General features: G+C 43.2%; 23 protein-coding genes and 1 riboswitch. Of the genes, 7 read left to right on the plus strand and 16 right to left on the minus strand.

Features of this window, described 5'->3' with window-relative positions:
• Nucleotides 1-8: 8 nt before the first annotated feature.
• From ACVC9U_RS14415 to ACVC9U_RS14430, 4 genes are all read right to left on the minus strand, one after another.
• Nucleotides 9-776 (minus strand): ABC transporter ATP-binding protein, encoded by a 768-nt coding sequence (locus tag ACVC9U_RS14415; RefSeq protein WP_165426463.1) that lies wholly within the window; start codon nt 774-776, stop codon nt 9-11.
• Nucleotides 777-1,178: 402 nt separating this feature from the next.
• On the minus strand, nt 1,179-2,954 hold the full coding sequence (gene thiC / locus ACVC9U_RS14420; protein ID WP_441391201.1) for a phosphomethylpyrimidine synthase ThiC: 1,776 nt from the start codon (nt 2,952-2,954) through the stop codon (nt 1,179-1,181).
• A 148-nt stretch (nt 2,955-3,102) separates the two neighbouring features.
• Nucleotides 3,103-3,211, minus strand: a riboswitch (TPP riboswitch).
• Nucleotides 3,212-3,317: 106 nt separating this feature from the next.
• Nucleotides 3,318-4,082: a type I 3-dehydroquinate dehydratase gene (gene aroD / locus ACVC9U_RS14425; RefSeq protein ID WP_441391202.1), complete on the minus strand. Its 765-nt coding sequence runs from the start codon at nt 4,080-4,082 to the stop codon at nt 3,318-3,320.
• Between the two features lie 127 nt (nt 4,083-4,209).
• Nucleotides 4,210-4,779, minus strand: coding sequence for a TetR/AcrR family transcriptional regulator (locus ACVC9U_RS14430; protein WP_441391203.1), 570 nt, complete (start codon nt 4,777-4,779; stop codon nt 4,210-4,212).
• 109 nt (nt 4,780-4,888) lie between these two features.
• Between ACVC9U_RS14430 and ACVC9U_RS14435 the strand changes: the two genes are divergently transcribed.
• Nucleotides 4,889-5,404, plus strand: coding sequence for an HXXEE domain-containing protein (locus tag ACVC9U_RS14435; protein WP_075755384.1), 516 nt, complete (start codon nt 4,889-4,891; stop codon nt 5,402-5,404).
• A 225-nt stretch (nt 5,405-5,629) separates the two neighbouring features.
• On the opposite strand, the gene ACVC9U_RS14440 is transcribed toward ACVC9U_RS14435, so the two are convergent.
• Nucleotides 5,630-8,437, minus strand: a complete 2,808-nt coding sequence (locus ACVC9U_RS14440; RefSeq protein WP_318602253.1) for a M14 family metallopeptidase — start codon at nt 8,435-8,437, stop codon at nt 5,630-5,632.
• A gap of 221 nt (nt 8,438-8,658) precedes the next feature.
• Entirely contained in the window at nt 8,659-9,984 is a 1,326-nt protein-coding gene (locus ACVC9U_RS14445) for a TGS domain-containing protein (RefSeq protein ID WP_025811885.1), read from the minus strand.
• Between the two features lie 750 nt (nt 9,985-10,734).
• Between ACVC9U_RS14445 and ACVC9U_RS14450 the strand changes: the two genes are divergently transcribed.
• Nucleotides 10,735-11,049, plus strand: coding sequence for a DUF1827 family protein (locus ACVC9U_RS14450; protein ID WP_075213783.1), 315 nt, complete (start codon nt 10,735-10,737; stop codon nt 11,047-11,049).
• 24 nt (nt 11,050-11,073) lie between these two features.
• Here the strand turns inward: ACVC9U_RS14450 and ACVC9U_RS14455 are convergent, their stop codons facing one another.
• The gene (locus ACVC9U_RS14455; protein ID WP_031305060.1) at nt 11,074-11,292 is read right to left on the minus strand and encodes a LexA family protein; all 219 of its coding nucleotides are present in this window, start codon (nt 11,290-11,292) and stop codon (nt 11,074-11,076) included.
• Nucleotides 11,293-11,512: 220 nt separating this feature from the next.
• Between ACVC9U_RS14455 and ACVC9U_RS14460 the strand changes: the two genes are divergently transcribed.
• Together ACVC9U_RS14460 and ACVC9U_RS14465 are read left to right on the plus strand one after the other, a co-directional pair.
• A complete protein-coding gene (locus ACVC9U_RS14460; protein ID WP_075213440.1) occupies nt 11,513-12,325 on the plus strand; it encodes a hypothetical protein in 813 nt (270 codons plus the stop codon).
• Nucleotides 12,326-12,414: 89 nt separating this feature from the next.
• On the plus strand, nt 12,415-12,783 hold the full coding sequence (locus tag ACVC9U_RS14465) for a YolD-like family protein (RefSeq protein WP_080618531.1): 369 nt from the start codon (nt 12,415-12,417) through the stop codon (nt 12,781-12,783).
• 222 nt (nt 12,784-13,005) lie between these two features.
• On the opposite strand, the gene ACVC9U_RS14470 is transcribed toward ACVC9U_RS14465, so the two are convergent.
• Nucleotides 13,006-14,127 (minus strand): Rap family tetratricopeptide repeat protein, encoded by a 1,122-nt coding sequence (locus tag ACVC9U_RS14470; protein WP_071583847.1) that lies wholly within the window; start codon nt 14,125-14,127, stop codon nt 13,006-13,008.
• A 255-nt stretch (nt 14,128-14,382) separates the two neighbouring features.
• On the opposite strand from ACVC9U_RS14470, the gene ACVC9U_RS14475 reads away from it, so the two are divergent.
• Both ACVC9U_RS14475 and ACVC9U_RS14480 read left to right on the plus strand, forming a co-directional pair.
• Nucleotides 14,383-15,906 (plus strand): T7SS effector LXG polymorphic toxin, encoded by a 1,524-nt coding sequence (locus ACVC9U_RS14475; RefSeq protein ID WP_065644214.1) that lies wholly within the window; start codon nt 14,383-14,385, stop codon nt 15,904-15,906.
• Nucleotides 15,907-15,923: 17 nt separating this feature from the next.
• Complete coding sequence (locus ACVC9U_RS14480; protein WP_016886588.1) at nt 15,924-16,259, plus strand: hypothetical protein; 336 nt, start codon at nt 15,924-15,926, stop codon at nt 16,257-16,259.
• Nucleotides 16,260-16,359: 100 nt separating this feature from the next.
• Here the strand turns inward: ACVC9U_RS14480 and ACVC9U_RS14485 are convergent, their stop codons facing one another.
• The 3 genes from ACVC9U_RS14485 to ACVC9U_RS14495 are packed head-to-tail and all read right to left on the minus strand — an operon-like array spanning nt 16,360 to nt 17,909.
• On the minus strand, nt 16,360-17,313 hold the full coding sequence (locus ACVC9U_RS14485; RefSeq protein ID WP_065644215.1) for a glycoside hydrolase family 25 protein: 954 nt from the start codon (nt 17,311-17,313) through the stop codon (nt 16,360-16,362).
• Nucleotides 17,314-17,360: 47 nt separating this feature from the next.
• Entirely contained in the window at nt 17,361-17,624 is a 264-nt protein-coding gene (locus tag ACVC9U_RS14490) for a phage holin (RefSeq protein ID WP_003185319.1), read from the minus strand.
• A 15-nt stretch (nt 17,625-17,639) separates the two neighbouring features.
• Nucleotides 17,640-17,909, minus strand: coding sequence for a hemolysin XhlA family protein (locus tag ACVC9U_RS14495; RefSeq protein WP_075213459.1), 270 nt, complete (start codon nt 17,907-17,909; stop codon nt 17,640-17,642).
• Nucleotides 17,910-18,193: 284 nt separating this feature from the next.
• On the opposite strand from ACVC9U_RS14495, the gene ACVC9U_RS14500 reads away from it, so the two are divergent.
• On the plus strand, nt 18,194-19,405 hold the full coding sequence (locus ACVC9U_RS14500) for an IS110 family RNA-guided transposase (RefSeq protein WP_441390077.1): 1,212 nt from the start codon (nt 18,194-18,196) through the stop codon (nt 19,403-19,405).
• Between the two features lie 147 nt (nt 19,406-19,552).
• Here ACVC9U_RS14500 and ACVC9U_RS14505 read toward each other — a convergent pair whose 3' ends face one another.
• From ACVC9U_RS14505 to ACVC9U_RS14525, 5 genes are read right to left on the minus strand one after another with little or no spacing between them, the layout of a single operon-like run.
• Nucleotides 19,553-19,735 (minus strand): XkdX family protein, encoded by a 183-nt coding sequence (locus ACVC9U_RS14505; RefSeq protein ID WP_075213438.1) that lies wholly within the window; start codon nt 19,733-19,735, stop codon nt 19,553-19,555.
• Entirely contained in the window at nt 19,732-20,055 is a 324-nt protein-coding gene (locus ACVC9U_RS14510) for a hypothetical protein (protein WP_075213437.1), read from the minus strand. The genes ACVC9U_RS14505 and ACVC9U_RS14510 overlap by 4 nt, the downstream gene beginning before the upstream one ends.
• 12 nt (nt 20,056-20,067) lie before the next feature.
• A complete protein-coding gene (locus ACVC9U_RS14515; RefSeq protein WP_207185282.1) occupies nt 20,068-21,384 on the minus strand; it encodes a phage baseplate upper protein in 1,317 nt (438 codons plus the stop codon).
• 13 nt (nt 21,385-21,397) lie between these two features.
• A complete protein-coding gene (locus ACVC9U_RS14520) occupies nt 21,398-24,043 on the minus strand; it encodes a peptidase G2 autoproteolytic cleavage domain-containing protein (RefSeq protein WP_441391204.1) in 2,646 nt (881 codons plus the stop codon).
• Nucleotides 24,044-24,079: 36 nt separating this feature from the next.
• The gene (locus tag ACVC9U_RS14525; protein WP_441391205.1) at nt 24,080-25,792 is read right to left on the minus strand and encodes a phage tail protein; all 1,713 of its coding nucleotides are present in this window, start codon (nt 25,790-25,792) and stop codon (nt 24,080-24,082) included.
• Nucleotides 25,793-25,795 lie beyond the last annotated feature (3 nt).

A 25,795-nucleotide genomic window follows, 5' to 3' on the forward strand; every position in this document is an offset into this window, starting at 1 on the left:
CTTTCTGCTCAAATCCCTGAACCTTCCTGAAAGCTGAATGTTTCCGTTGTCTCGAATTCTTTTAGCACTTTTTGTCTGATTGATTGAAAAACGGGCGATGTTCTGCTGCGCGGAAATGGCAGATCGACCGGAATCAGCTTATGGATTCTCCCCGGCTTTGCGGTAAGAATCGCGACCCGGTTGGCTAAATACACTGATTCGTCAATATCGTGCGTCACGAGGATCATCGTCATCTTCTTTTCTCGCCAAATGTCTGTCAGTACATCCTGCAGATGCTTTCTCGTAAAGGCGTCCAAGGCGCCGAAGGGTTCATCAAGCAGCAAAATTTCTGGCTCCCTGAGCAAAGCTCTGGCAATCGCGACCCGCTGCGACATACCGCCGGACAGCTCGCGCGGATACTGTTTCTCCGCGCCTTTCAGCCGCACCGTTTCAATCAATTCATCGACTTTTTTTCGCACCGCCGGTTCTTTCAGGCTTAAATCTGCGGCGATATTTTGCTCAACCGTCAGCCATGGAAAAAGCCGATGCTCTTGAAAGATGAAGCCTTGCTGAATCCCCGGGCCCTTAATTTCTCTTCCGTTCATGCTGATTCGCCCTTCATAATCCCCGTCAAGACCGGCAGCGATTTTTAAGAGCGTGCTTTTCCCGCACCCGCTTGGACCGATGACAGTCAGAAATTCGCCGTTTTCGACCGTCAGTTTCACGTCTTGAAGCACGCTTGTTTTAAGGCTGCCGTTTCCAAATGCTTTTTCATTCACACGAATTGATAAAGACATCTTGTTCCCCTTTCTTTTCTAAACTGAAAATAAAAAACTCTTATCCCAATTGAGATAAGAGCCTTCGGTTGACCGATCAGCGCTGATGGAATTTTCCGAAATATTAAACAACATACTAATTCATATTATTCCGACCTGTCAACCCCATATTATAAAAAAACAGATGAAAGGTTCCCCTTTCATCTCAGATTGTTGACAAAATCCCAAAACGACTTTTAGTTTTGGGATTTTGTCATCCTTTCAGCGTGATTGAAAACCCTTGCAGTCTAGGAAGGCCGAGCATCGGAGCGGAGCGAATGTTGGAATTCGTGAGCACCGACGCGCAGGCCTGACAACGAATGCGAGGGTTTGCCGACACGCTGAGATGAAAGGTTCCCCTTTCATCTGCTGTATTGCCCGTCTTTAACTGTAAATGCTGCCGCCTGCTTTTTTAAATTCCTTCGCCTTCTCTTCCAATCCTTTTTGAATTGCCTTTTCTTCATCAAGGTCGTTTTCCTTGGCGTAGTCGCGAATATCCTGGGAAATCCTCATACTGCAAAATTTAGGCCCGCACATTGAACAAAAGTGTGCTGTTTTGGCGCCTTCCGCAGGAAGGGTTTCGTCATGGTATTCAAGCGCTCTTTCCGGATCGAGCGACAAATTGAACTGGTCCCGCCAGCGGAATTCAAAGCGCGCCTTGGAAAGCGCGTCATCGCGGATTTGCGCGCCGGGGTGCCCTTTTGCAAGGTCAGCCGCATGGGCCGCGATTTTGTATGTTATGACGCCTTCGCGGACATCGTCTTTGTTCGGCAGTCCCAAATGCTCCTTCGGCGTCACATAGCAAAGCATGGCCGTACCGTACCAGCCGATCATCGCCGCTCCGATCGCCGATGTAATATGGTCGTAGCCCGGTGCAATATCGGTCGTCAGCGGGCCGAGCGTGTAAAACGGCGCCTCTTTGCAAATCTCCATCTGCTTGTCGACATTCTCTTTGATTTTATGCATCGGCACGTGTCCCGGGCCTTCGATCATCACTTGAACATCATGCTTCCAGGCAATTTTCGTCAGCTCGCCGAGCGTCTCCAATTCGGCAAATTGGGCTTCATCATTCGCATCGGCAATCGAGCCGGGCCGGAGGCCGTCACCGAGCGAAAATGCGATATCGTATGTTTTCATAATCTCGCAAATCTCTTCAAAATGGGTGTACAGAAAGCTTTCCTCATGATGAGCCAAACACCATTGCGCCATAATTGCCCCGCCGCGGGATACGATTCCGGTGACGCGCTTTGCCGTCAGCGGCACATACCGAAGAAGGACGCCGGCATGAATCGTAAAATAATCAACGCCTTGTTCAGCCTGTTCGATTAATGTATCGCGGTAAATCTCCCAAGTGAGATCTTCCGCGACGCCGTTTACTTTTTCAAGCGCCTGATAAATCGGCACGGTTCCTACAGGAACTGGACAATTGCGGATGATCCACTCCCTCGTTGTATGAATATCTTTACCTGTGGACAAGTCCATCATCGTATCGGCGCCCCAGCGGATGGCCCATGTCATTTTTTCCACTTCTTCTTCAATCGAAGAGGTGACAGCGGAATTGCCGATGTTGGCATTGATTTTGACGTGGAAGTTGCGGCCGATAATCATCGGTTCGCTTTCCGGATGGTTGATGTTTGACGGAATAATCGCCCGTCCGCTTGCCACTTCATCACGAACAAATTCGGGAGATACGTGCTCTCGGATCGCGATAAATTCCATCTCGGGCGTAATGATCCCCTTTCTTGCGTAATGCAGCTGGGTGACATTTTGACCTTTTTTCGCGCGCAGCGGTTTTCGTTTCAACCCTGGATAGCTGTGGCTCGCTTTCTCTTTGCTTTTATAGCCGTTATCCTCCGGTCTGATTTCTCTGCCTTCATATTCTTCGGTATCGCCGCGCTCCCTGATCCAGGTCGCCCGCAAAGGTTTCAGCCCCTTCAGAATATCAACCTCCGCATTCGCGTCCGTATAAGGACCGCTTGTGTCGTAAACGCGGACAGGCTGATTTTCTTCGGCGCCAAACGAACCCGTCGTCGGACTTAGCGAAATTTCTCTCATCGGCACTTGAATGTCAGGCCGCGCCCCTTCGACATACACTTTGCGGCTCCCTGAAAAACTTGACATGATCGAGATGTTTTTTTGCTGTACTGACTCCTGTTTCATGTAAAAATCCTTCCCCTCTAAAAAATTGATCAGGACGAAACTCCGGAACAGCACCAGCACAAAAAAACCAGGCTCATATGATGAACCTGGTTTTACAGTCAGTAAAATCACTGGAAGACAGACGGACCATACCCATTCCCCATCTTCTCCCGAATCCTTTTTACTTCCCCACGCTGGTACGAACCAGATCAGGTCCAAAGGGTTAAGAAACACGTGTTTCTCTCTCAGCCCGCAATCGGGCACCCCTAGTAAAGCTATTCAATTCATTTTTTATCGTAACACACCGATTTGGCAAGTGAAAAGGAAGGAAAAATATATGAATCTTTTTCACTATAAAAGGGATCAGAGCGGCGCACCCAATGATTATAAATTGCGATGAAGCACATCGAGTATATGTTTCAAATCCGCCGCCTCAATTTGGCCAGGCGCGGATGCTTTTTTAGCTGCGCCAAACGTCACGGCCGAGCCAAATACCTCTCCGGCGAGCCGGCTGATCAAGCCTTTTCCGGCCATCGACATCGTGATAATCGGCCGCTTCGCATACCGCTCATGCATCATATGAGTCGCCTCAAGCAACACCAGCACATCTGCCGGTGTTTCAGGCATCACCGCGATCTTAGGGAAATCGGCGCCAAGATCCTGGGCTTTTCGGAGACGGGAAACGATCTCTTCCGCTCTCGGCGTCTTCCCGAAATCGTGGTTGGATATAATGACAAAGACATGCTGCATATGAGCCGCTTGAACCAGCTTTTCCACTTTATGCTCTTCATTGAACAGCTCGACATCAATCACATCTGCCAGCCCTGTTTTGACTACGGCATGATTCAAGGCAAAGTAAAATTCCTTACCGACTTCTTTTTCGCCGCCTTCCTCCGCGCTGCGAAATGTAAATATCAACGGGATATCCTTTAAGATCTCCCGGATGTCAGCCAATACCTCTTTCACTTTGTCAACGTCTTCGACATCTTCAAAAAAATCCGCCCGCCATTCGGCAAGATCCGGATTAATGGATAGAAGAAAAGCAGCTTCTTCTTTCAACTGTTCATGCGTTTTTCCGATGAGCGGCACGCAAATTTTCGGGGCTCCTTCTCCGATGGCCACCCCTCGTATCTTCACCGTATTCACCAACGGCCTCACTCCTGTTCTCTATATTACAAGGGTCTTTGCATTAACGGTACCGAAGATTGACCGTAAGCACAAGCAGAAATTAAGAAAGAACGCTAAACGCTTAAACCACTCATATACCAAGATGAGATCACCTTTCGAAAGCTTGCTTATTTAAAAATGAATCTACTATTCCTTGCAGAATACGACTCATTTCTTCAGGAGTTTCCTTCCGGCCTCTCTCAAACCATTTTGAAAGGATGTTCCAAAAGCCCCCTGCGCTGAATGAAAGCCCATACTCCAAATCGATTTTGCTTTTGAAATGAAAGGTTTCTTCTTTAAACTTTTGATGAAGATCCGGAAGTAGTTCATTATATTTCTCAACAACCAAATAAAACAATTGATTCTGATGAAGGGCTTGTAAAAAATCGGCATGTCGGCTCCAAAAGTTGAAGTATGCATGTCCAAGACTGGATAAGTCAATATGTTTTTCCTGAACAATGTAATTGGAATACTCACTGCAAAGCTGCTCAAAATAGCGGTCTAATATATCTTTTTTTGAATGGAAATGCCGATAAAATGTTCTTCTGTCAAGCTGCGCTTTTTCCGCTATCTCTGTAATGGTAATGTCTGAAAAGCTTTTTTCCTTCATAAGCTCCAACAATGATAGCGTCAGCCAGCTTTTAGATTGCTGAGCTGTTTTTGAGGGCATTTGCTTCATATTCTCGCTCCTGTCGCACTTTTTATGGCAATGTAGCACTTTTCGTTGGCTTATTGACTTTGTTCTCTATGAAATGTCACAATTGTGGCACATAAGAGGGGGAAAGTAAATGGAAAACATGCAATTTATCGCTTGGATGCTGCCGATCTTATTTATACTGCATGATTTTGAAGAGATGGTGATGGTCGAGGCATGGGGCAAAAGATATCGAAGCAAACTGAAACAACTGAAAAAAGCTTCATTCGGACATGCCAAAACCGCTTCTTTTGTTTGCGCTGTGCTCGAAGAATTTATTCTAGCTGTTGGTGTAACTGTCATCAGTATTTATTTTAATCAATATATCTTATGGTTTGGTTTCTTTTTTGCTTTTACTGTTCATTTCCTTGTTCACATCGTCCTATGGTTCACATTTAAACATTATGTACCCGGCATATTAACATCGATCTTTATGCTGCCACTTTGTTGCTATCTGCTGACCGTTGCCGCAGAGATAGAAAAATTCAGTTTTCCTGCAATGATCTTATCAGCCATATCCGGAACACTTATCGTCTTTTTTAACCTTAAGTTTCTGCATAATAAAATAGGAAGGATTCAAGAAAGGCTGGAAGCATATGGCCGCCCATGAAAAGCAGGCACTTACGGAAACCTCCGGCTCTTTGACTAGAAGCAAAGCAAACGACGAAGACCCGTCAGCCACGAAAAAACTGCCCTTCAAAAGAAAGGCAGTATGTTCTATAAATCATGGCACTGCTAACGATGATTCAATGTTCGTTTCAAAGCTTGTCTATCCGGCTGTTTAGACGAGACGCCTCAACTGCAGCAGCCGCTTGCACTTCAGCTTTCCAGCCTCTCATCGTTTTGATGATGGAGCATTTTCGGTTTTTCCGGGACCGGCATTGAAAATCGAATTCGCCAGCAACCGATATTGATGCTGCGGATGATCGTCATTGGTTAGATCGTTAGCGAAAACAGTTAAGTTCTTGTTGTTATCTTTATACGTGAAAGCCATAATCTTTCCTTTGGCAGCATCATGTCCAGGCCACCAGCCTGCCTTGAAGAAGTGATCTTCATCAGCAATCACCGCAAGCACTTTTGCCGTTTTAGGAACAGCGGTAATATAAGAACCAGTGACTGTGTAGAAGTATTCCTGTTTATTGTAAGGAGCTGTAATAGCATGATCTTGCATGACATTTGCCAAGAAGACGCCTTCGTATCTCTCCCATTCAGGTCCTTTAAAAGAAAATCCGGGTATCCACTTCTGAACATTCGTCATCCCCATGTTTCCAAATGCAATGTAAGGCTTTCCTTTATTAACATATTTAGAAGAGTCGAACGTATTGACAAGCACATCTGCGCCCGCCTGTTCTGAGGTGACGTTAAAGCCCAGATTTTTCAGTACATATGCCGCTTCACCCAGTGCTCCTACAGTAGAAGCCTTGAGGACTTTGCCGCTTGGTTTCTTATGGCCGGATGCGCTCACGTCGAGATAGTACTTGGAAGCCAATGGGGCCAGGTCCTTGTAGGCAACCGCGAAGTCGCCCGCTTGATAGCCTGATCCGCTCTTGGTGAGCATTGTAACGGTCTTGCCGGCTGCCAGTAACTCGTTGACTGCCTTTATCGCATCATTGCTTGTGTTCTGGATCAGCACATAAGCTGAGCGTTTTGGCATTTTAGTCCCCGGAAACGACACGGAGGTGATGGCAGAAGTCTTGCCTTTGAACACCCCGGCATCTCGAATTACATAACGGTCAAAACCTCGCATATCATGGAAATTTTGAATCATCTCACCGGCTATCATTTCATAATCAGATACATCTATTCCATCATACAAGACCAAGTTCGCGAGGCCGCGGTTTGCCTGGTGCATGTTTACAATAAATGATCCTGCCGGATATGTTTTTCCGTCAACGGTTACCGCTTTTGTTGATCGTTCAATCTTTACGCCGTTGCGAAGGAAGTACTCAACCATCTTATAGGTTTCCAACACATTCTTTTGAATATTTTTATCGACCGGCAGTACGTAATATTCCGGGAAGAAGTTTTGATTGCCCTGCCGCGGTCGGCCGATCTCTTCGTTTTTGGCGTTGACCAAGTAATGATCGACAGCGCGATCATCGATATTGTCCACGCCGCGCTCGAATATTTTTAATTGGTTCAGAAACAGTTCTTCTTTTTTTTCCGCTACATATTTTGCAGCTGCCGCAGAACTGTAATACAGAGCTTTGGTAGACTCTTCATTCGACTCGGGCGTTTCCAGCGTGTGACCCATCGCACCGTGATACATGGCGAATGCAGCGGTATATGCTGCAGATGCATCATCCCATCCCGAAGCCGTGCCTTTTGACACATAATTTGGATCTTTCGCAGTTTTCCGATGTTCTTCATAAGGAATATGATAGTAGTCATACTTCGTATTAGCAATCCCGGCCTCACCCATAGCCTTTGCCTGTTCCACCATGTGGTCAATCAAAAGGTCATACTCAACATTCGGGTTATGAGGCGGAGTAGAAGGCTCAATCAGGAAATTGGCATCGAACCCGTGCATATCCAGAAAAGACAGCGGCGACCACTTCGCGATTTGTTCCGTTACGCTGCGCGTTTCAGGCTGGGTTTGATAAGAATTATCCCGGTTCAAATCGAAATCCTCAGCATTGGAACGTGTTGTATGAACCCGGCCATCCGGGTTGTCCGTATAAACGAACAGGAAAAAAACATGTTCCAATGCATCGTCTATATTCAACGTTGTCTTGCTTTTCTTGCCATTCGGCAGGACTGTATCATACGTCATGCTCTTATCCAATGCCATTGACTTAAAGTAATTCATGATCGCATCGACGCCAGGCGCTTCATTCGGATGAATATTGTTCAACCAGATCGGCACCTGATAGTCGCCAAATGCGCCGGATTTAATGTCGGCCTGCAATTTCTTCGGGTCATTGAGCATGGCAGGGTGAGTCACCTTCTGATACTTATCGACAGCGGCTTTATCTTTGGCAAGCACTGTCAAATAGATATCACGGCCTTCGACCGATTTTCCAATAGAAGTCGTTTTGATATATCTGTTGTTTTTTTGCGCAGCTTTTGCTGTAACGGCATCGATCTCCGGTTTCAGCTCATCGTAAGTGCGGAAGCTGTCATATGGCGTCAATTTTACTGGAGCATGGGCAACCACTCGTCCGTTCACTGTTGCCGCCAAATCATATGTGCCCATCAGCGATGCGTATAGCGGACGTTGCAATCGCGGCTCTGACAGGTTGTCTGTATCGTATGGAAGATCGAAATTGATGTTAGCATGAACCTTGCCGTTGGTCACTTTTACATGGCTAACAGTAATGAAAGGTGCACCGCTGTAATCACGGACCTTATATTTTTTCCATTGAGACAGCGGTTTGCCGTCATACGTCCAGCTTAAGCTCTTCACATCAACACCTTGCGGAAGCTTAAACGCAGCATGAAGCGTTCGTTTCTCTGTCATCGAAGCAACATTGTTGTCCAGTTTTAGCTTCTGAGATTTTTTAGTCTTTACTTTTGTCTGCTGACCGGACGCCGTCCCCTTGCCAGTCTGCGCCATAGCAACACCGGGGGTTATCGCTCCAAGCAGCATCATAAGCGACAAAACCAAGATCAGATAACACTTTGTGAACGATTTCTTAAACATAGAAAAATGCCATCCCCATTTCGTGATATTTTCAAATTGCAAACTTGATAAGAGAAAACCATTACAAGAGTGAGGAGTTCTGACTGCATTTCATTTGCCTGCCTCACACTCTGATTCAGCATGCCCTCCTCCTCCAATATCTTCCGGAGCTCCCGACAGGCTAACAGCCTGAAGGAACTGCCTCCTTAGACGGTTTCTTCTGGTAAAATGTTAAAGACCGCCTACCTGGATGTCGTCGTTCCCGTGACGGGTCCCAAGGTGCTGAAGGCCCGGTCAAAGCGGCGCATCGCTGTCTCAAGCGGACCGGCAGGAAGCCGTGCAATCAGCCACCCTGTCACCGTCACCATGGCCGCGACGAACAGATCACTGAATGGAATGGCCCCGATATCATACTTGGCCCCCGAGATTTCAAGAGTCCATATAACAACAAACTGAGCTGCATACATCGTCAACGCCACACGTCCGACTCCCGCGAACGGCTTTAACACGGCAGAGTTTTTCTGCGGCACGAGACATACCAATCCAAGCACCAGAAAGGCAACCCCAAGCCCCAGCATCGTCTGGAAAGTTGACGCACTGTGCGGAGCGATCGAAAGAAGATTGTGCCACAACGGCGGTGCCACGTTGTGCGGCCAGATTGCATACTGATCCGGCTCAGCGCCGGCGGTGCCTTGAACACTTACGAGCCACTCTTCGAATGAACGGCTCAGCCCCGGAAGAACGAAAGTGCCCAAAACTTTAGAGACGATAACCATGATTGTGCCGCTGCCCACTAGCGAGAGTGCGGTCCGCATCCTGGTCAAATCGAAGCGCCCGATTGCCATACCGGCGACAAAAGCGGGTGCAAGTGCGAGCGCCGACATCGGGCCGCCTGCCATATCACCAAGTAAGTATGCTTTCGACAGGACGCTGCCTCCGAGAATCATCAGCGGCGGGCTCACTGCAAGCAAAACAGCTGCTGTTGTAACTAACACACGTGTCGAACGACGAATCAGCACCAACGCCAGCACAAACAGTGCCGCATAAGCTGGCAAAATCACCCCGAACGGAGTATTCAGCATGATGAGAAGGTATCCTATAATATCGATAAATACCGCGCGGGCAAGCATCCGCGTCCGAAATGCGGCCGGCTCCATTCCTCGATCCAACATGCGCCCGGCCATGATCGAATAGGAGATGCCGCCGCAAAGCACAAATAGAAGCGTCGTATTCCCGGAAACGATTGAACCGTTCGTTTCGTTCAAGGCGAAGTGCTGCAAATACATCCCGATGACCGCCAGCCCCCGAGCTGCATCAAGTGCCACAATACGCCCTGTCCCCCGCGCTTTTTCACGCTTGAACTTCTGACCTTCAGCCGAGTCCCGGGTGACAATTTCAACGAGCGCACCGTCCTGAAGCGGAGTTGATAAATCTACAAGCTTTCCGTTTAATTTACCTGCAACCGCATTTTCCAGACCGCAGCTAATAGAAGCAGCGACATCTTCAATGCTTGCTTCCTCCTCAAATTCTCTGACGGACCCGTCAGGCAATTTAATGCGAATTGACAACTGTATTCCTCCTCAAAAAATTAATCCTTTACGTGTTCCATTGTTCCTTTGTCTATATCTAGATGAGATCTGGCTGTATTCAATATAGCGGGCAGATGTCGCTAAAGTTTGATCAACTTGTAAACAAAACGTAAAAAGGCGATCGGAGGATCGGGACATATCATTGCATAGAGAAAAGCACCTTGCTGATGATAAGGTGCTTCATTTCACGGTGCGATGAATGAAGAGTGCGGACAACAGTTGGTCATTGCGAATATGTTGGCGGCTCTCCTTTTTGATGAGGAATAAACAAAAAGAGCGTTCCTTACAAAGGGAACGCTTTTTCATCGTTTGGCAATACGGTGTTTAGTGATACCGGTGGTCGGGGTCGAACATACCCTTTAAACTATTGATTTATCAAGGTTTTTGTTTACCTTTGTGCAAAATTTGTGCAAAAAAATTTTCGGAGGTTTTTTCTGTATTACGGACAGCCGTATATCAAATTTTTTTATAATAAAATCACCAACACAAAAGGGAAGAAGAAAATGAGTAAAATCAGATCAACTTTATACAAACCGGAAAAGATTTTTAGGGATGTTAACGCGGTGAAAAACGGAACTATCGGAAAGTGTATAGCCCGACGTGCTGCCGGGAAAACGACTGGAAAATTATTAGGTAAACTATTCAAGTAGCCCGCCATTTGGTGGGTCTTTTTAGAATTGACAAGAGAACACACGTTCCTTATGATTGGTTTACAGAGGAGGCGATAACTTGAAATTTATAGACGTTACTCTTGACCATCCAGAAGTTGTAGCAAAAATGAAAATGACACAAAACACAAATGATGAAAGCGACATAAAAGTGTATATGATTCAGGGAACAGATACTATGTTTATTCTTCAGACTCATTCAAAAGGACAACACGGAAGTGTATCAAATCGTGAAAGACCTGTGAGAAAAGCAGAAATCAAGAAATTTATCACACGTAAGATGAAAACAAATTTCGAAAAAACTACAATTTATACAAGCTCATCCGGTGTGATACATATTTACGAAGAATTTAAAGAGAAAAGCCCTTCTCATTAGAGTTGGGCTTTACACATTGCATATCTAAATGGTGGCTTTTTCTTTATATAATAAATGTAACGTTCTTGTCTTACCTTCTTCCCAATCAACAAGCCCCTTTTTTCGCAACCGGTCAAGGTGACCTTTTGTTGTGCTTGAAGATTTTAAACCAACCCTTTCGCCTATTTCCCTAACAGAGGGCGGAAATCCTTTTTCTTTAGTTAATTCGTCTATAGCTTCTAATATTTGTTCGGATTTTTTCATAGTATCCCCCTTCATTGGTTTGTTTTACCTATGACAATTATACCAAACACTTATCAAAATAAGAACATACTTTCGTATAATTAGAAGAAAGCGTAGTGAGAGTGAGAAGAGCTCCTGAAAAACAACCATTAATCAAGCAGTTCGAACGAGTCTATATAGAAAATCCCCCTCACTTGTTTTAAAATGTAAATGGTCGTTTTAAAACAAGTGGGGGGTTATTATGGCTTTATTTATTTCATTATTTGCTGCTTTTATGATTATAGGAACACTTATAGGTGTATTAATGCTAATCCTAGGTAAAACAAGAAAAGCTGGACTTCGACTGGCTCTTTTTTGTATTATTACTTTACTTTCAATAGCACTAATTAATAAACTTTTTCTAAAGTACGAAAACGAACCAGTTGCCACCATTACTCCAGAAGAATATAAAAAAATAAAAGAAGGCATGACTTATGATGAAGTCAAAAAAATTGTTGGGGGCAAAGCAAAATCTGAAGAAAAAATTGGTGACTACTCATCAACAGATTATGATTTCGACGGAGAGGATGGCTTAGAAAGTCATGCAGCTGTATCCCTTCATTTTGTTGCTGATAAATTAAGTGTCAAAAGTGAATATGGGTTAATTACTAAAAGTGATCAATCAGAATTAAATGACGCATCTTCTGAGAATGAGACAAGCCATATTAGAAATAAAATCGAAGGTTTGGTCGATGAACATTTAAAGAACGTTTCTGTTGAAGACATTGAAGTCAATCAAGATTTTGGAAATGATAAAAAAGATCAATACATTGCGTTAGTTCACTTATCATTTGATCTTAAAAACTCATCAGCAACAACAAAAAAGATGATTGAACTGTATAGTGAAGATTTGGCTGCTCGCCTTGCTGAGGAAGACAGAAGTATTAGTGAACTTTCTGTATTTTGGAAAGCACCCTATATAGATGAAGACGAAACTTTAGCCAAATTCTCTTATAAAAGATCTGGTGAAAAAATGGTGACCAGTGAAAAAAATTATTCTCAACTCTTAAATTAAATTATGACCCCATTCGAAAGGATGGGTTTTATTTCTTGTTGAAAGCAGAACAAACGTTCCCTTATAATCATCTCAAGGAGATGAACACCATGAGAGATGACAACTTGAAAGATCGGGGATCAATCAAATGGACGGCCATGATGCTACCAGAGCATGTCGGCCTGCTTCGCGAGTTAGAAAGCAGCCAGGACAAAGTAAAAAGGCCGGTTCTTGACATGTCTCAGATCGAGGATATGGAAATGGTCATAAGTGAAGCAATGGAGTTTAATTATCCAGTTCAGTTTTCTGTATTTAAGCCGCTGCCAATGCTTAACGGACCGGAAACCGGGGAGATTGTTCAAATAGAGGGCCATATCCATTACATAAACCAGCTGCACAACACTTTCCATGTTGTGGATTCTAAAGGAGACACCAACCTTATTAAATTTAAGGATATTGTTGGCGTAGAAATGAAATAAGCCCTTCTGAAAAATGTGAAGGGCTTTTCTTCTGTATCATTGATGTGATGAAACGTGCACTGAATGTATATCAAATTAATTATTCCTTCAATAGCTACTTAATATTTATGTTATTAGGATGCTAACCTCTCCGCAACTTTATAAGAAGCATAGTCAGCTTGGACGTATGAGGAACCAATCGCGCCAACTGCACTTAATAAAAGAACGGCACAAATCAATAACTTAGATTTCATCTACAATCCCACTCCTTTGAATTTGTCTTCTTCCGTCGTATGCAATTCGGTAGAACTCACAGGCATCGCGAACTTTTTCTTTACCCTCTAAAACTTCTGCAGCGATGATACCATAGTCTTCCATATCAGCATACAGACCATTGTCTTTGAAGAACTTAAAGGACTCCCTGATTAAGTCTACATCATGAATCAAATAAAGCCCCTTTAGCATTTCAAGTTTTGCAAGATCGTATGTGTTGCGATTTTTTTCAGCCAATTCTTTCCCCTCAAAATAAAGGTCATCGACTGCTCTCCATTCAGCCTGCTTTGCTTTAACATGGGCAAGGTTAAACAAAGTTTTCGGTATAAAGCTGTGATTTCCCTCTTTATACACTTCCAGGGCTTTTTTGAGATGATTGGATGACTTTTCAAGTTCTTCAAGCTGATTATAACATATTCCAAGATTCAAATGCGATGAGCCAATTAAATGATCAGCACCGATATCATTTGATTCCTCAAGCGCTTTATGTAAATTGATTAATGCTTTTTCTGGATACATTTTGTCAATTAAATTCCCCGTTAAAATGAACTGACATTGGACTCTACGTTCTCCGTATGTGTCATATTTTTTGTATATATTATATGCACGGGTGGCATAATTCATCGAAAAAAACGTTTGTTTCATATGATAATACACTTCTGATGCTTTGAAATAAAATTCGGCTTTCTCCAATTCGTCGCACTCAAAAGAATCAAGTTGTTTCTCAGCATTTCTATAAAAATTCAGTGCTAGTATCAATTCCTTTTGTCTGAAATGGTACATCCCTGCAAAGAATTGATAATAATACTCCAACATTCCTTCTAGATTATTCTGATCCCTAATTTTCTTAAATTCATCAAAGCGTGCATCTAAATTCGCACCTGGATCAGAGTACATGTAATCAAACTGAAGATCATGCCGAAACTTCAATAAGTTATAATAGACAAGCACGTCTTGGTTCTCTTCCATTTGAGCTATTTCTTTTTCAACTTCTTTTCTAGTATCTTCTGCCTGACCAGGCCAATTGTTTTTTAAAGCGGTGTACCAAAAATTCATTTTTGTCGCAACCAAATCATAAGGTATGACGCTCACATATCCTCTTCCTTTCTCTCAAGATTGTAATTTTTCAGAAAAATCAATCAAGGTTATTTCCTTTTTCTTCATGGTAATCATTTTACAGAAAACATCAATTCTTGACAACAACAATCTAACGACACTATCTTTTGGTTTTTTTGACCTAATCATTATGATTCATTTTCAGAGATCCACAGGATTTTTTTCCCAATTGGTTTCCGTATAGTGGTAAACTTTATACTGATTTAACGAAAAGGATTAGAGGAGAATGCCATGAAGACGCTGGATGTTCAAGCGCTGCACCATGCAATTGATCAAACGCTCGAACAATTAAAACAACAATCAGACGAATTCGCCAAGGTCAAAAAGGCCGTTGAAGGGATCACATCACTTGATGATGCTTTAAAAGGAAAAGGCGGCGACGCGATCCGCGCCTTTTACGAGGAATGTCACACCCCTTTTCTACAGTTCTATGATGCTTTCATAGAGGAATACAGTTCCACGCTGAAGAAAATGAAAAGCGCGCTAAATTCTCTGGAACCCAACCATAACGGATTTATTTCACAGGCCTTTCTCGAACACGAGTTGGAGAACGGCTTAAATGCCGCTGATCGCACAACGAAACATTTGGTTTCTAAAACCAACGCCACGATCGCAAAAGTCAGTCATATCGTTGATTTACCGGATTTGAATGACAGCGGTTTTCATGAACAAAATCAGAAAGCGTTAAAGGAAATCAGCACGACTCTTGAAAAGCTGCATGCGTTTGACCGTGAGCAAACCAACGCCCTCAAAACGGCTGAAAACGATCTTGAGACGATGCAAAAATACATCGCGCGGCTCGAAAAGATGTATACCGGGCCCAAAATTGAAATCACCAGTTATCAAAAAGGCGCGATTTTAAAGCCGGATGAGATGGATACCTTGAGTGGAAATCAAGAAACAGCCATGGGTGCCATGCTGAAAAAAGTCGGAGACAAAGAAGATGCTGACGTAAACACTCTCGCCGATCCAGATCGTTTTAAAAAATTGGCGACACAAAAGGTTTCCAAAAAAGAGTACACTCAAGAGGAATTGAATGAACTGAAAAAAGATTATAGGGTATTTAACGATACGCTTTACCGGGCATACATAGATGGTGATACAATCGTCAAGATAGAACCCGCCTACACCCTTCCAGAGAATGTGGAAAAAAGCGACTTTGCTAAATATTTCGATACGGCGATGGAATTTACAGGTGTGTATGATGCAGTAAGAGCAGCGTTTGGATACGACCTTGCGACAGGCGAAATCGTTAAAGATAATGGTGATCGTTTGATGGCCGGATTGAGTGTCACCCCTTTCGGAAAGGCATTTAAGTACGGAAAGCGCGGCTTCAAGTTATTTAAAGGTGAAGAAGCTGGAAAGAAAGTTGCGAAGGTAGATAAAACACCTTCCTACGGCAAACAATCCGTACCAAAAGGTCCGTACCGTGAAGTAAATGGTTTCCCTGCAAAAGTTAAACCAGGAGCTCAAGAAAAACATATTCCTGGAACACCAAATTATAAACAAGAAATTGCAAATGGCAGAACCAAGAGTATCTTCTATGGGGATAATAAAAAAGCTCAAGAGTTGCTTGATAAATATGCTGGCACGGGAGAATTCCCAAGGAAGGGAAGGGAAGTTGTTGACTTCGGCCAAAAAATAGGTAAAGCATATGACATGAAAACTGGTAAATATATTGAAACTACCAGAGGAACAATACATTATTCAAAAGACGGTGCTCATATAGTTCCTGCAAAACCATTAGAACCATAAGAAAAGGATTGATACTCATGGAATATAACTCTTTAATAAAAACATTAGATGAATATGGTGGTAAAGAACTGCGATTAGAATGGAAAAATGGATTAAAAATTATCGGAAATCCAGACACACTTTACGAAACAGATAATGGATTAGAAGATGACGATATCAATTACACAGAATATTATGCAGTTGCGTTTAGAGTGAATAACATTATATCCCACCCTACTAATAACGAAGGCAGTGTATATGATTGGTTAAGGCAAGGGGAAAGCTCCTTGGTTGAAATCTCCCTTTATGATGATCCTCCAAATAAAATTTTAGTAGATGGTCAGACAGTATGGGAATTGGACAGTAACGAATAACAGTTAGCCCTCTTTTTATAGAGGGCCTTTTTATATTACTTCAACAACGCTTCAAGTTTCGCCTTTGTCTTCGGCCCGTAAATACCGTCGGCAAACAGTCTTATTTAACACGGATCTTTTGTCCAGCATAAATCTTGTTTGCATTCTTGATGCCATTCCAATTCTGCAGCGTCTTTATTGATGTGTTGAATCTTTTGGAGATTCCGGATAAAGTATCGCCGGATTTGATTGTGTAATACTGTTTTTTATTCGATGCTGTTGAAGCACTGCTGCTAATCTTTAATTTTTGGCCAACATAAATTTTATTAGGATCTTTAATATTATTCAAACTCTGAAGAGCTTTGACAGTCGTGTTGTATTTCTTCGCGATAACTGAAAGTGCATCCCCTTTTTTAACAGTGTAAACTGTCTCCGTTTTAACTGGCTTTTTGTTTGAAACAGGTTTTACAGTAGCAGCTTTTTCTGTTGTCACGGCCACCTGTGCCCGTAACCCGTCACGATAACAAATATTCATATCAACATTCCCAGAAATACCGGCGACCCTTCCACGATCAGAATACTGCCAGATATCTGCATCCCGGCCAAGTTTGCTGCTGTAACGAGCAACCCATAATGCAAAAGGCTTCAGTTTAGATTCATAAAGACAGTTCTCAAGGAAGGATTTGCCGCTGTAAATCATAGTGAAATAGCCGGCCTTTTCAATCTCTCGTAAGAAGGCAATTGCTGCATCTGTCAAAACTGATTTACTGACATTCCGCTGATTGACTTCAAGATCAAGCACAAGCGGATATGTGAGACGGACCTTATTAACAACTGACAGAAAAAACTTGGCTTCTGCCAATGCTTCTGACTTGGAACCGAATCTTGCAAAGTGGTAGGCTCCCGTTTTAATCCCCACAGCGTTAGCACCTGAAACATTCGTTTCAAATTTATTGTCCTTTAATGTTGTCCCTTCTGTTGCTTTGATAAAAGCGAATTTAATACCGTCCCCCGCAACTTTCTTCCAATTGATATTACCTTGCCAGTGTGATACGTCGATTCCTTTGATTCCCATTATTAAAATCCTCCTTTAAATTATTAAAAGGCTGCCAGCCGGCAACCTCATTTTGTTAATCCTTTTTGTTTCAGAACTTCTTTTTGCTGCTTACCTTTACCGGTGACATAGTTGTTTTTATACCAAGCGACCAAAGACGTAATGATGGTGAATGCCGCAGAGCCGGCCAAATACAAGGCGTCGGCCAGCGTATTGACCTGGTCCTCGCTGATCGGCAAAGCTGCCTTTCCAAACATAATCAAAGTCTGGTTTACCAATGCAATAAAAAGAAGCACCGTCCGGACGACCGTGCCTTTGTCTAAGTTTTTCATTTCGTGTTTTCCTCCTTATTTCTGCAATAGATTATAAAAGATAGCGATTGCGCCGCCGATGATGCCGGTGCTAACCGCTGTAATGATCGCGCCGGTGATGCTGCGCTTGATCCAAGTTGTGTTTTCCTCGATCTTGTTCAGTTTTTCATTAATTGAAATGATCTGCTGATCATGTCGGTCAGTCGTTCTTTCGAGGGTAGTGATCCGCTGATCTTGTGTTTTTTGATCTGCTTTAATTTCTGCGATTTCTTTTTGTAAAACATCATAATCATTCGGTTGTGGCATGTCCTGAAATCCTCCTGTTCTCACATCGTTTTCACCTCCTCGTAGGTTAATATCATCTATAGACAAGGCTATAAGCCTTATCTAACATTAGAACTGGGTATGTTTTGGGGAGATTCATCACCTCCTTGCAGGGTTTTAAAATCATTGCTTCTCAAAGACTAATCCCCCAAAGCTAAGAATCTATCGGCAGACGATCATTAGGGCGTAGTATTGCTGTATACCGAGTCTACGAGGCAATCGCAACGATAGATATACCCAATCTGATATACGAGGATGGTGGTTAAATGAACTATTATGTTGGTGTAGACCTTGCTGATCGTAAACATGACATCTGCATTCTTGATTCTACAGGTGAAAAATTGAAAGAGTTTACTGTTCCTCATTCACCAGAGGGATTAGACCAACTGATAACGGGAATACAAGAATTTTCAACAGATATACATAATGTTTTCATCTCTGCTGAAACGTATAAGCACTTATTTATGGAATCCTTACATGCAATAGGGTATACGGTGTATTCGATCAATCCAAAAAGTGTAGATCGTGCTAGGGATCGCTTTTCACCAGCAGGAGCAAAGGATGATTCTCGTGATGCTCAAGTCCTTGCGGACTTGATCCGCACAGATCAACACCAATATAGGCCCCTCCGCAAAGATAGTAGCGAATTGAAGGAACTTCAATTACTTGTAAGAGATAGAGAGTCTCTTGTAGCACTTAAGGTTCGTATAGAAAACCAAATTATGGCTTGCTTGAAAAGCTACTATCCTCAAGCATTGGAATGTTTTTGTAAGCTGGATCAACAATCTACTATTACTTTTCTCAAGGCGTTTCCTACACCTACAGAGTTTGCAAGTGCTGACCTGGATCATTTAGAGCACATTCTAAAGGAATGCTACAATTTCGGTTGGAAAAGTAAAGCTAAAGAACTTTTCTTACTTGGTCAACAAAAACAGTTCCTAGTCAACGCCATGACTGTCCAAGCAAAAAGTAGATTACTATTGTCTTTACTAAACCAATTGGAACTGCTCATCCAAGATATTAAGGCATACGACAAAGCCATTGAATGTTTGGTAAAGTCTCATCCTGACAGCGAAATTTTCCTCTCACTTAAAGGTGTTGGGACAAATCTTGCTGCCAGGCTTATGGTCGAATTTGGTGATGATCACTCCTATTACCCACATGCCAACGCTTTACAATGCGAAGCAGGAACAGCTCCAGTAACCAGAAAAAGTGGGAAACGCCGTCTGGTACATTTTCGAAGAGCTTGTAAAAAGACTTTTCGGAATACTATGCAACAATTTGCTTTGCAAATGGTGAAACATGAACCCTGGAGCAAAGAAATGTTTAAAAAGCATCGAAAGCTAGGCCGTGGTACCAGCGAAAGCATGAGAATTGTAGCAAATACCTGGTTACGTATACTTTTTGCCATGTGGAAAAACCACCAACATTATGATCGATCTGTCTATCTGGAAACGAAAGCTCGAAATGCCGCTTAAAAGCGCTTAAGCTAGAGATGACCTTAGCGGGTGCGTTTGTAAAAAAATCACTAAACGTCACCCTTGGTTTACTATTGCCTTTTTTCCCAATGTACCGATAGATTTTTTATTGACTTAGGGCGTCTTTGAGGCAAAATAAAAACACCCTTATTGGGCGCTTGGCATTCCTAAATCCACACAGACGGCGGGCTTATCATAGCTCCTCCCCGTTATCTGTTCATACTCTGCCGGGGTGATCCAGTCGATTTTTACATACTCTCTCATCTCATCATCCGTGTAACACCCCCAATCATAGAATTGTTTTATATCCGCAAGCGTGGGATACTTCATGATGCCCCGCCCCCTTTTAATGCTTCAACATCGGCCTGAAGGCGTGCAATTTGCAATGAGAGCAAGGCATTTTGTTTTTTCAATAGATCAGTTATGTCTGGCTCAGGCTCCGGAGGCTGCAAGCTTTCAATGTAATCTTTTGTAGCCGTCTCCTTCCACACCTTTTCGTCCGGAAAAAACTTCGGAAGATATAAACCCGGGTCAAATGGAATATCTGTCCATCCATCCGGAATTTCATAGTTCCCTTGATCATCAGGCTGAATGATATCATTATCAATCAACAAGAACGTCTCTTTGTCATATTTAAAAATGTTTTTCATGACTTATCTCTCCTACAGGGGAATAATTTCGTCCAAACCATAAGAAGTTATGTTCTCGGATTTATCAGCGATTTGCCCCTCCAACCTCATATTTCCGTTTGTTTCGATATACAATTTAGTCATCCCTGTTGTACCGAATATAGGAACAAGTCTACTGCGGAGCTGGTCAGGTCTATATGAAGCTGGTAGCGTCCCAAAAATCACGCCTCTATTGGTGATAATCTCGCCTTTTAAACACAGAAAACCGCCAACCACCGCACACATAACTTTTCTAGCCCCATGTTTCGCGCCGTTTTTCAAAGGAACCTCAGTCCAGGCAGGCTTTAGATCATTTGAAGTTGGAATCATGCTAAAGTCTGTCCAACCTAGACTATGATACCAATGACGAATGTAGATTCTCGGGTCCTTCGAATTTCCTGCTGGAAAGAAAACTTGGGCAAACCGATATTGAGTTGATTTCACATTTAAAATACCGCCATATGAACTCGGGTATCCTGTGGCTTCATTAGCTAAAAGCGGAAAAGTTGAGATTCCATCAGGATAATTATCTCCCTCATAAGAAGCATCTTGAAATGCTGAATCATTAATGAGTGTAACCTGCTTTGTCGTTACTTGATGAGGGTTCGACTGATTATTGATATGAGACTTTGCCCGGGACTCCGCCTCATTCCATTTATCCCGCTCCGCTGCCGTGATATGAATATCCGTATTTTTAGCATGAATGTCTGTGTATTCCTTTGCGCTTACTGCCGCTTTGTCAGTGTATTCTTTCGCGCTCGCTTCAGCCTTATTCGCCTTTTCCGTTGCCCCGTCTTTTGTTTCAATATTTTCAAACTCCGCAAATTTTGCTTTGATCTCATCAAGAGTTTGGCTGATCTCCGCCACCGTTTTGTTAATGCCAGCCCGGAGCGTTTCAAAATCGTCAATATAATACTCCGCAACAGGCACGATGTTTTGATCTTCGAGAGTTTTCTCGATGTGGAAGGTGAAAAAGACCGTCGCAAGCGCCTGACCATTCGTATAATAAAGCTTGATTTCGGCCTTAACTTCGCCGTAATGCTTGAGTTCTTCGTCAGACAAAACATATTCGGCTTTCCCGTTTACCTTGTCCGTCAGCGTCAAGCTGCGTTTATAAAACGAGTCATCCGCATACAGAAGGACAATTTTGGCGTCTACGGCCGAAAGGGGCAATGGAACGCCGTCTTTTGTAAAAGAAAAGGACAGCTTTGCGCTGCCCGTATCTTGGGTGAAAAATTGGATATTGGTTGATTGCGCGCTTGATTTCCGCGCGTTTATATCGAGTGATATACCACCTTGTTTATAAATCATCAATGTGCCTCCTTTACAGCTGCGGATACATAAAGACCAGGGCAACACCATATCCTTTTTGATGAGAGTAAGGATGCTTAATACGCATCACATAAAGGCCTGTTCCGTCTTCTGATTTAGTGCCAATGCCGCCTGAAGGAACGATGCTGTCCCCTGCCTGGACCGTATCATCAATCCTGACATAGACCTGGCCGACCAGCCCTACAACATGCCACTCGTCCCGCTCTTCCCGCGGAATATATTCTACATCCGGATCGTAATGTGGGTTTTCTTTTGGAACGAGTTCTTTTTGAATTACCACATTACCGTCTTTGTCTTCTGATTCAATGTAGATTTCTTCATAGATGATCCCGCCGAACTCATTTCTTAAATAGCGATCATTCCAATAAAAAGCTGCGCCGCCCATAATGACGCCGGCCGTCTCTGAAATAACGCCTAAAACCTTTTCACCTTTTTCTGCTTTCCTAATTTTATCGCCGTCCAACGTTACCAGGTAACCGGAATCAATCTTGCTGCCATCTTTGGATTCAAAGTATTCAGCCAGGTCCTTTAAGTCAGAAACACTTTCAATACGACCGGTGCCTAAAACATTCCCAGCCTTTGCGTTTAGCTCTACCTTTTTATTTGAAGCCGATGGACTCCCGGAGCCGTATCCAAGCACCACCGTATAGCTCTTATTGTTTATGACAGCTTGTGAGGATAAAATTGTCCTGGATACTCCATCCCCCTCAATCCTGACATTATTTGATGATCCGATGACAGACCGGCTTCCGTCTTTTGTTGCGGTCGATCTATCAGAAGAACCGAGCACCACATTCCGCGTACCTTGTGCTTTACATCCGCCGGTTGATCCAATGACAGATGAAGCCTCTCCGGAAGCGACAGGATCACCGGAAGAAGCCGCAATAAAACCGGTCTCTGAGGTCGCATATCCTGAAGTTGTGGCAACTCTCGTCCCGCCTTTTAAGTTGTTTGGCACATATTTATACTTTTGGCCTTTAATCATCGCCGAGTAATCATAACCCTCTGCATAAACACCCACAATATTAGCTTGGCTGTTTGGTGAGGTGATGCCATAAGCGCCTTTGTCCCCTGTCATGATCCCATTGTTGATATTCACGTTATATACTCCCCCGCCAATCACAATGCCGCTTTTAGCAGATTTATAGAACGTGAAGTTTGAAATGTTGATATTATCAGTCCGCTGGTTGCCGCCAAAAAGACGGATATCCGCTTCAGCTTTTTTAAACCCACGCACTTGAATTCCAGTGAGTGAAATGTTTCGGCTGCGATATTGAAGTGCGATAGCGGGATAGTTTTTATAATCGTATGAAGGATCACCGATAGCTGTAAAGCCGCTGACCACAACATTTTTATAGGCAGAAATGACAAGCGCACGCGGTGAAAGGTCCTTATACAAGGAGTTAAATACCGGTTCAATCGCCGTACAATCTGTTAATGTGACACCGTAAGCTGTCGTGCTTTCAGGATCAGATGCTAAATGATGGCCGATATGACGGATATCGTATGAACGCACATCACGATAAGACACATGACCGATGACATGGACATTTTGAGCAGCCGGCCATTTGGCATGAGCTTTAACCTCCACGCCCCTGACATTTCCCTCAGAATAGCAATTCAGTATCCAGGCGTGCTTTGAACCGTCATCAATTTCAATACCGTTGGAATTGGACTCCCCCTGTTTATGAGCTTTGCCGCTTGGATAAACACAATGTGAATTGGATATGAAAATATATTCGCTGTAATGTGTGGTAATCCCATCGTCGCCATATCCGTATGCAACGCAATTGTCCAGCCATATATAACGACTCCCGTTCTTCGTATAATCGGTTGTTGGCAAATGATCATAAGTAGGGGCTGTAATATCAAAACCGTGCAGCCCTGGGTTTATCGCCTCAACATCTTTCACCCAGCCATATTTAACATTGGCAAGTGTTAAGCAGCTGGAATGTTGCCCGCCAGTCGCCCGAACTCCGCCTTGTCTATTCGGGTTCCAGTCAAGCGACATCCCCTGTACAAAAATATTTCTGTTTCCCTTCTCATAGTCTGCATTTGTAATCACCCATTCACTTGCAGGCGTATCCTCATGAAGCTTGATGGTGGTGATACCTTTTCCCTTTCCATTCAAGTACGTCCAAGATGGGAGCTTGATGCCTTTCACAACATAAGTACCGGCACTTAACTCAATTCGCACCCGGCCATTCCCTAAAGCCTTTTTGAAAGCCTCAGTGCTGTCGGTTTTTCCGTCCGGAACGGCCCCAAAGTCATCAACATACACAGTGCGCTTTATTTTTTGAGCAAGCCTATTAAACTCTAAGTCCAGCCGATCTTTCAATGTTTGAGCAATTTCTCCGTCAGTTGTCACCCGCGCGTCCACTACTTCTTTGACATCTGAACCGTCGTGATTTGTGACTAGGTTGGCAAAGCGCGCTGATAAATTTTTCAGACGGTTTCCAACAGTAAAGCCGCCGTGGTCAATTTGTTCCGACGTGTGGGCGGCTCTGGAAGATTCATGTCTTTTTAAATTATAGTCATGATCATTCAAGGCATTTTCTATGGTTTGCATATCTTCACTTAGCTGGGATTCATAAAGTGAATTACGGGTTTTATTGTAGTGCTTAATCAGCCGCAACATGTCCATCACTCCCTTTTTGGCAAAATAAAAAAACGCCTACCTGAGCGTTTTAAAAAGCTGGTCAATATATCGTTTTTGATCTCTAAGCCTTTTCGCTTGATCCACATTTATGCTTTGGATATCTTTGCGGAAGTTCGCAAACGTCAATTTTGGGCTACTGTATGGGTTCAGAGGGTTGTACTGGATGGACACAAGTCTCACATTATCTTCAAATGTGATACCATCAGCCGTATCAGCCAAGACATGGATGGTGTCGCCTTTCCAGAAATCTTGCTCGATCTCTAAAAGCTTCGGCTCATAGATTTTTTGGAAATCAGCTTCTACCGTCATTTCCGGATATGGATTCACATGCCTTTTTAATGCAGAAATCATACTGCTGGCTTTTTTATAGCGCTCATCCCTGATCGGTTCAGCCCAGCGTGGCTTCCCTTCAATCAAGAATTTCTTTTCGTCTGGATGAATGTATAAAATAGGCTCAAACTCGTACTGAGGGTTTTTGTCATCAGTACTGCTCCCCTTTTTTAAGGCCCCGTATCCCCAGGCACGTGTTGTACTGTTTTGCGAGTTTGTTGTAATTGAAATGCCGGGCATATTATAGCGCGAATCTAGGGTGAAATTAATCCGTTTCCCCATCTTTTTGTAGATATAAATTTTGTAATTATCCACGTCTATTTCAATCCCATAATCCTCAATGATTTCATCCATTAGCTCTGTCGAGTTTTTATCACCGAAATTTTCTTGATCTGCTGATTCAAATTCACTCTCCGGCGTCTTAAAAATATATTTGAAGTCTGTATTCTTCAGAGCAAAATCAAGCGCATCTCTCAATCTTAATTTCTTTGATACAGTTTCATGAATCCTGTTGTTAATAAGCAGCACAGTGAATATGTGGCTTGCTGTAACGGTTTTCCTTATGACATTTTTCTCTTGATGAAGTTGGACACCCGTAATGTAATATTTTTGGTGATTGAATTTTTTCTCGTCCAAATAAAGAATATTGTCATCCACCAATAAATCAAATTCTGTACCGTTTTCCTGCGTTTTTGTGATCGTAAAGGTAAAACTCTTTTTGCCAGTCGTATCGTCCATCAGATCGACGGAAACGCCCGTTATTTCCACAACGCTCTTTCCGTCTTTCGTTGAGACATGCAACTGTGGAAAATCAACATCTGTCGGCAGATTCTGATTGAGTGTTATATCTTTCCCGTCATATTCCTTGCTTGGATACCCCGGGGTAGGATTCGGGTTTGTAGGCTCGTCAGGTCCATCTGGCACCCCATCCACAGTGTCATATTGTGTTAGATTGTAGGTTTGGATGAGGTTATTCAACTTTGTTGCATAGTTGGGATCGGAAGCATAACCAGCTTTAATAAGTGCTGCTGTTGCTTTTTTGTAGTCTTTTTCCCCGACCACAGCTTTATACTGATTCGGGTTCCAGCTCGTTCCGTTCACATACAAATTAGCTAGGTCTTGAATTGATTCAGTCCAAGATGGATATTTCCGAAACTTGGCTTGTACACGAGTTGGATTCTCGTTCTTATCATATTCAGTCGTCCACATAAGAACATATTGACCGTTATAAGTCCCCTTGATGCCGAATAAGTTTTTTCCTTTCTGCGCCAGCTCACTTGTACCCCATCCGCTCTCTAAACAGGCTTGAGCAATAATGAGAGACGCGAGAATATCATACTTTTTATAGACCCTTTGGGCGTCCGGTGCAATTTCCTTTATAAAATCTGTATTTGCCATATT

It is taken from the genome of Bacillus sp. GM2, from assembly GCF_056155945.1.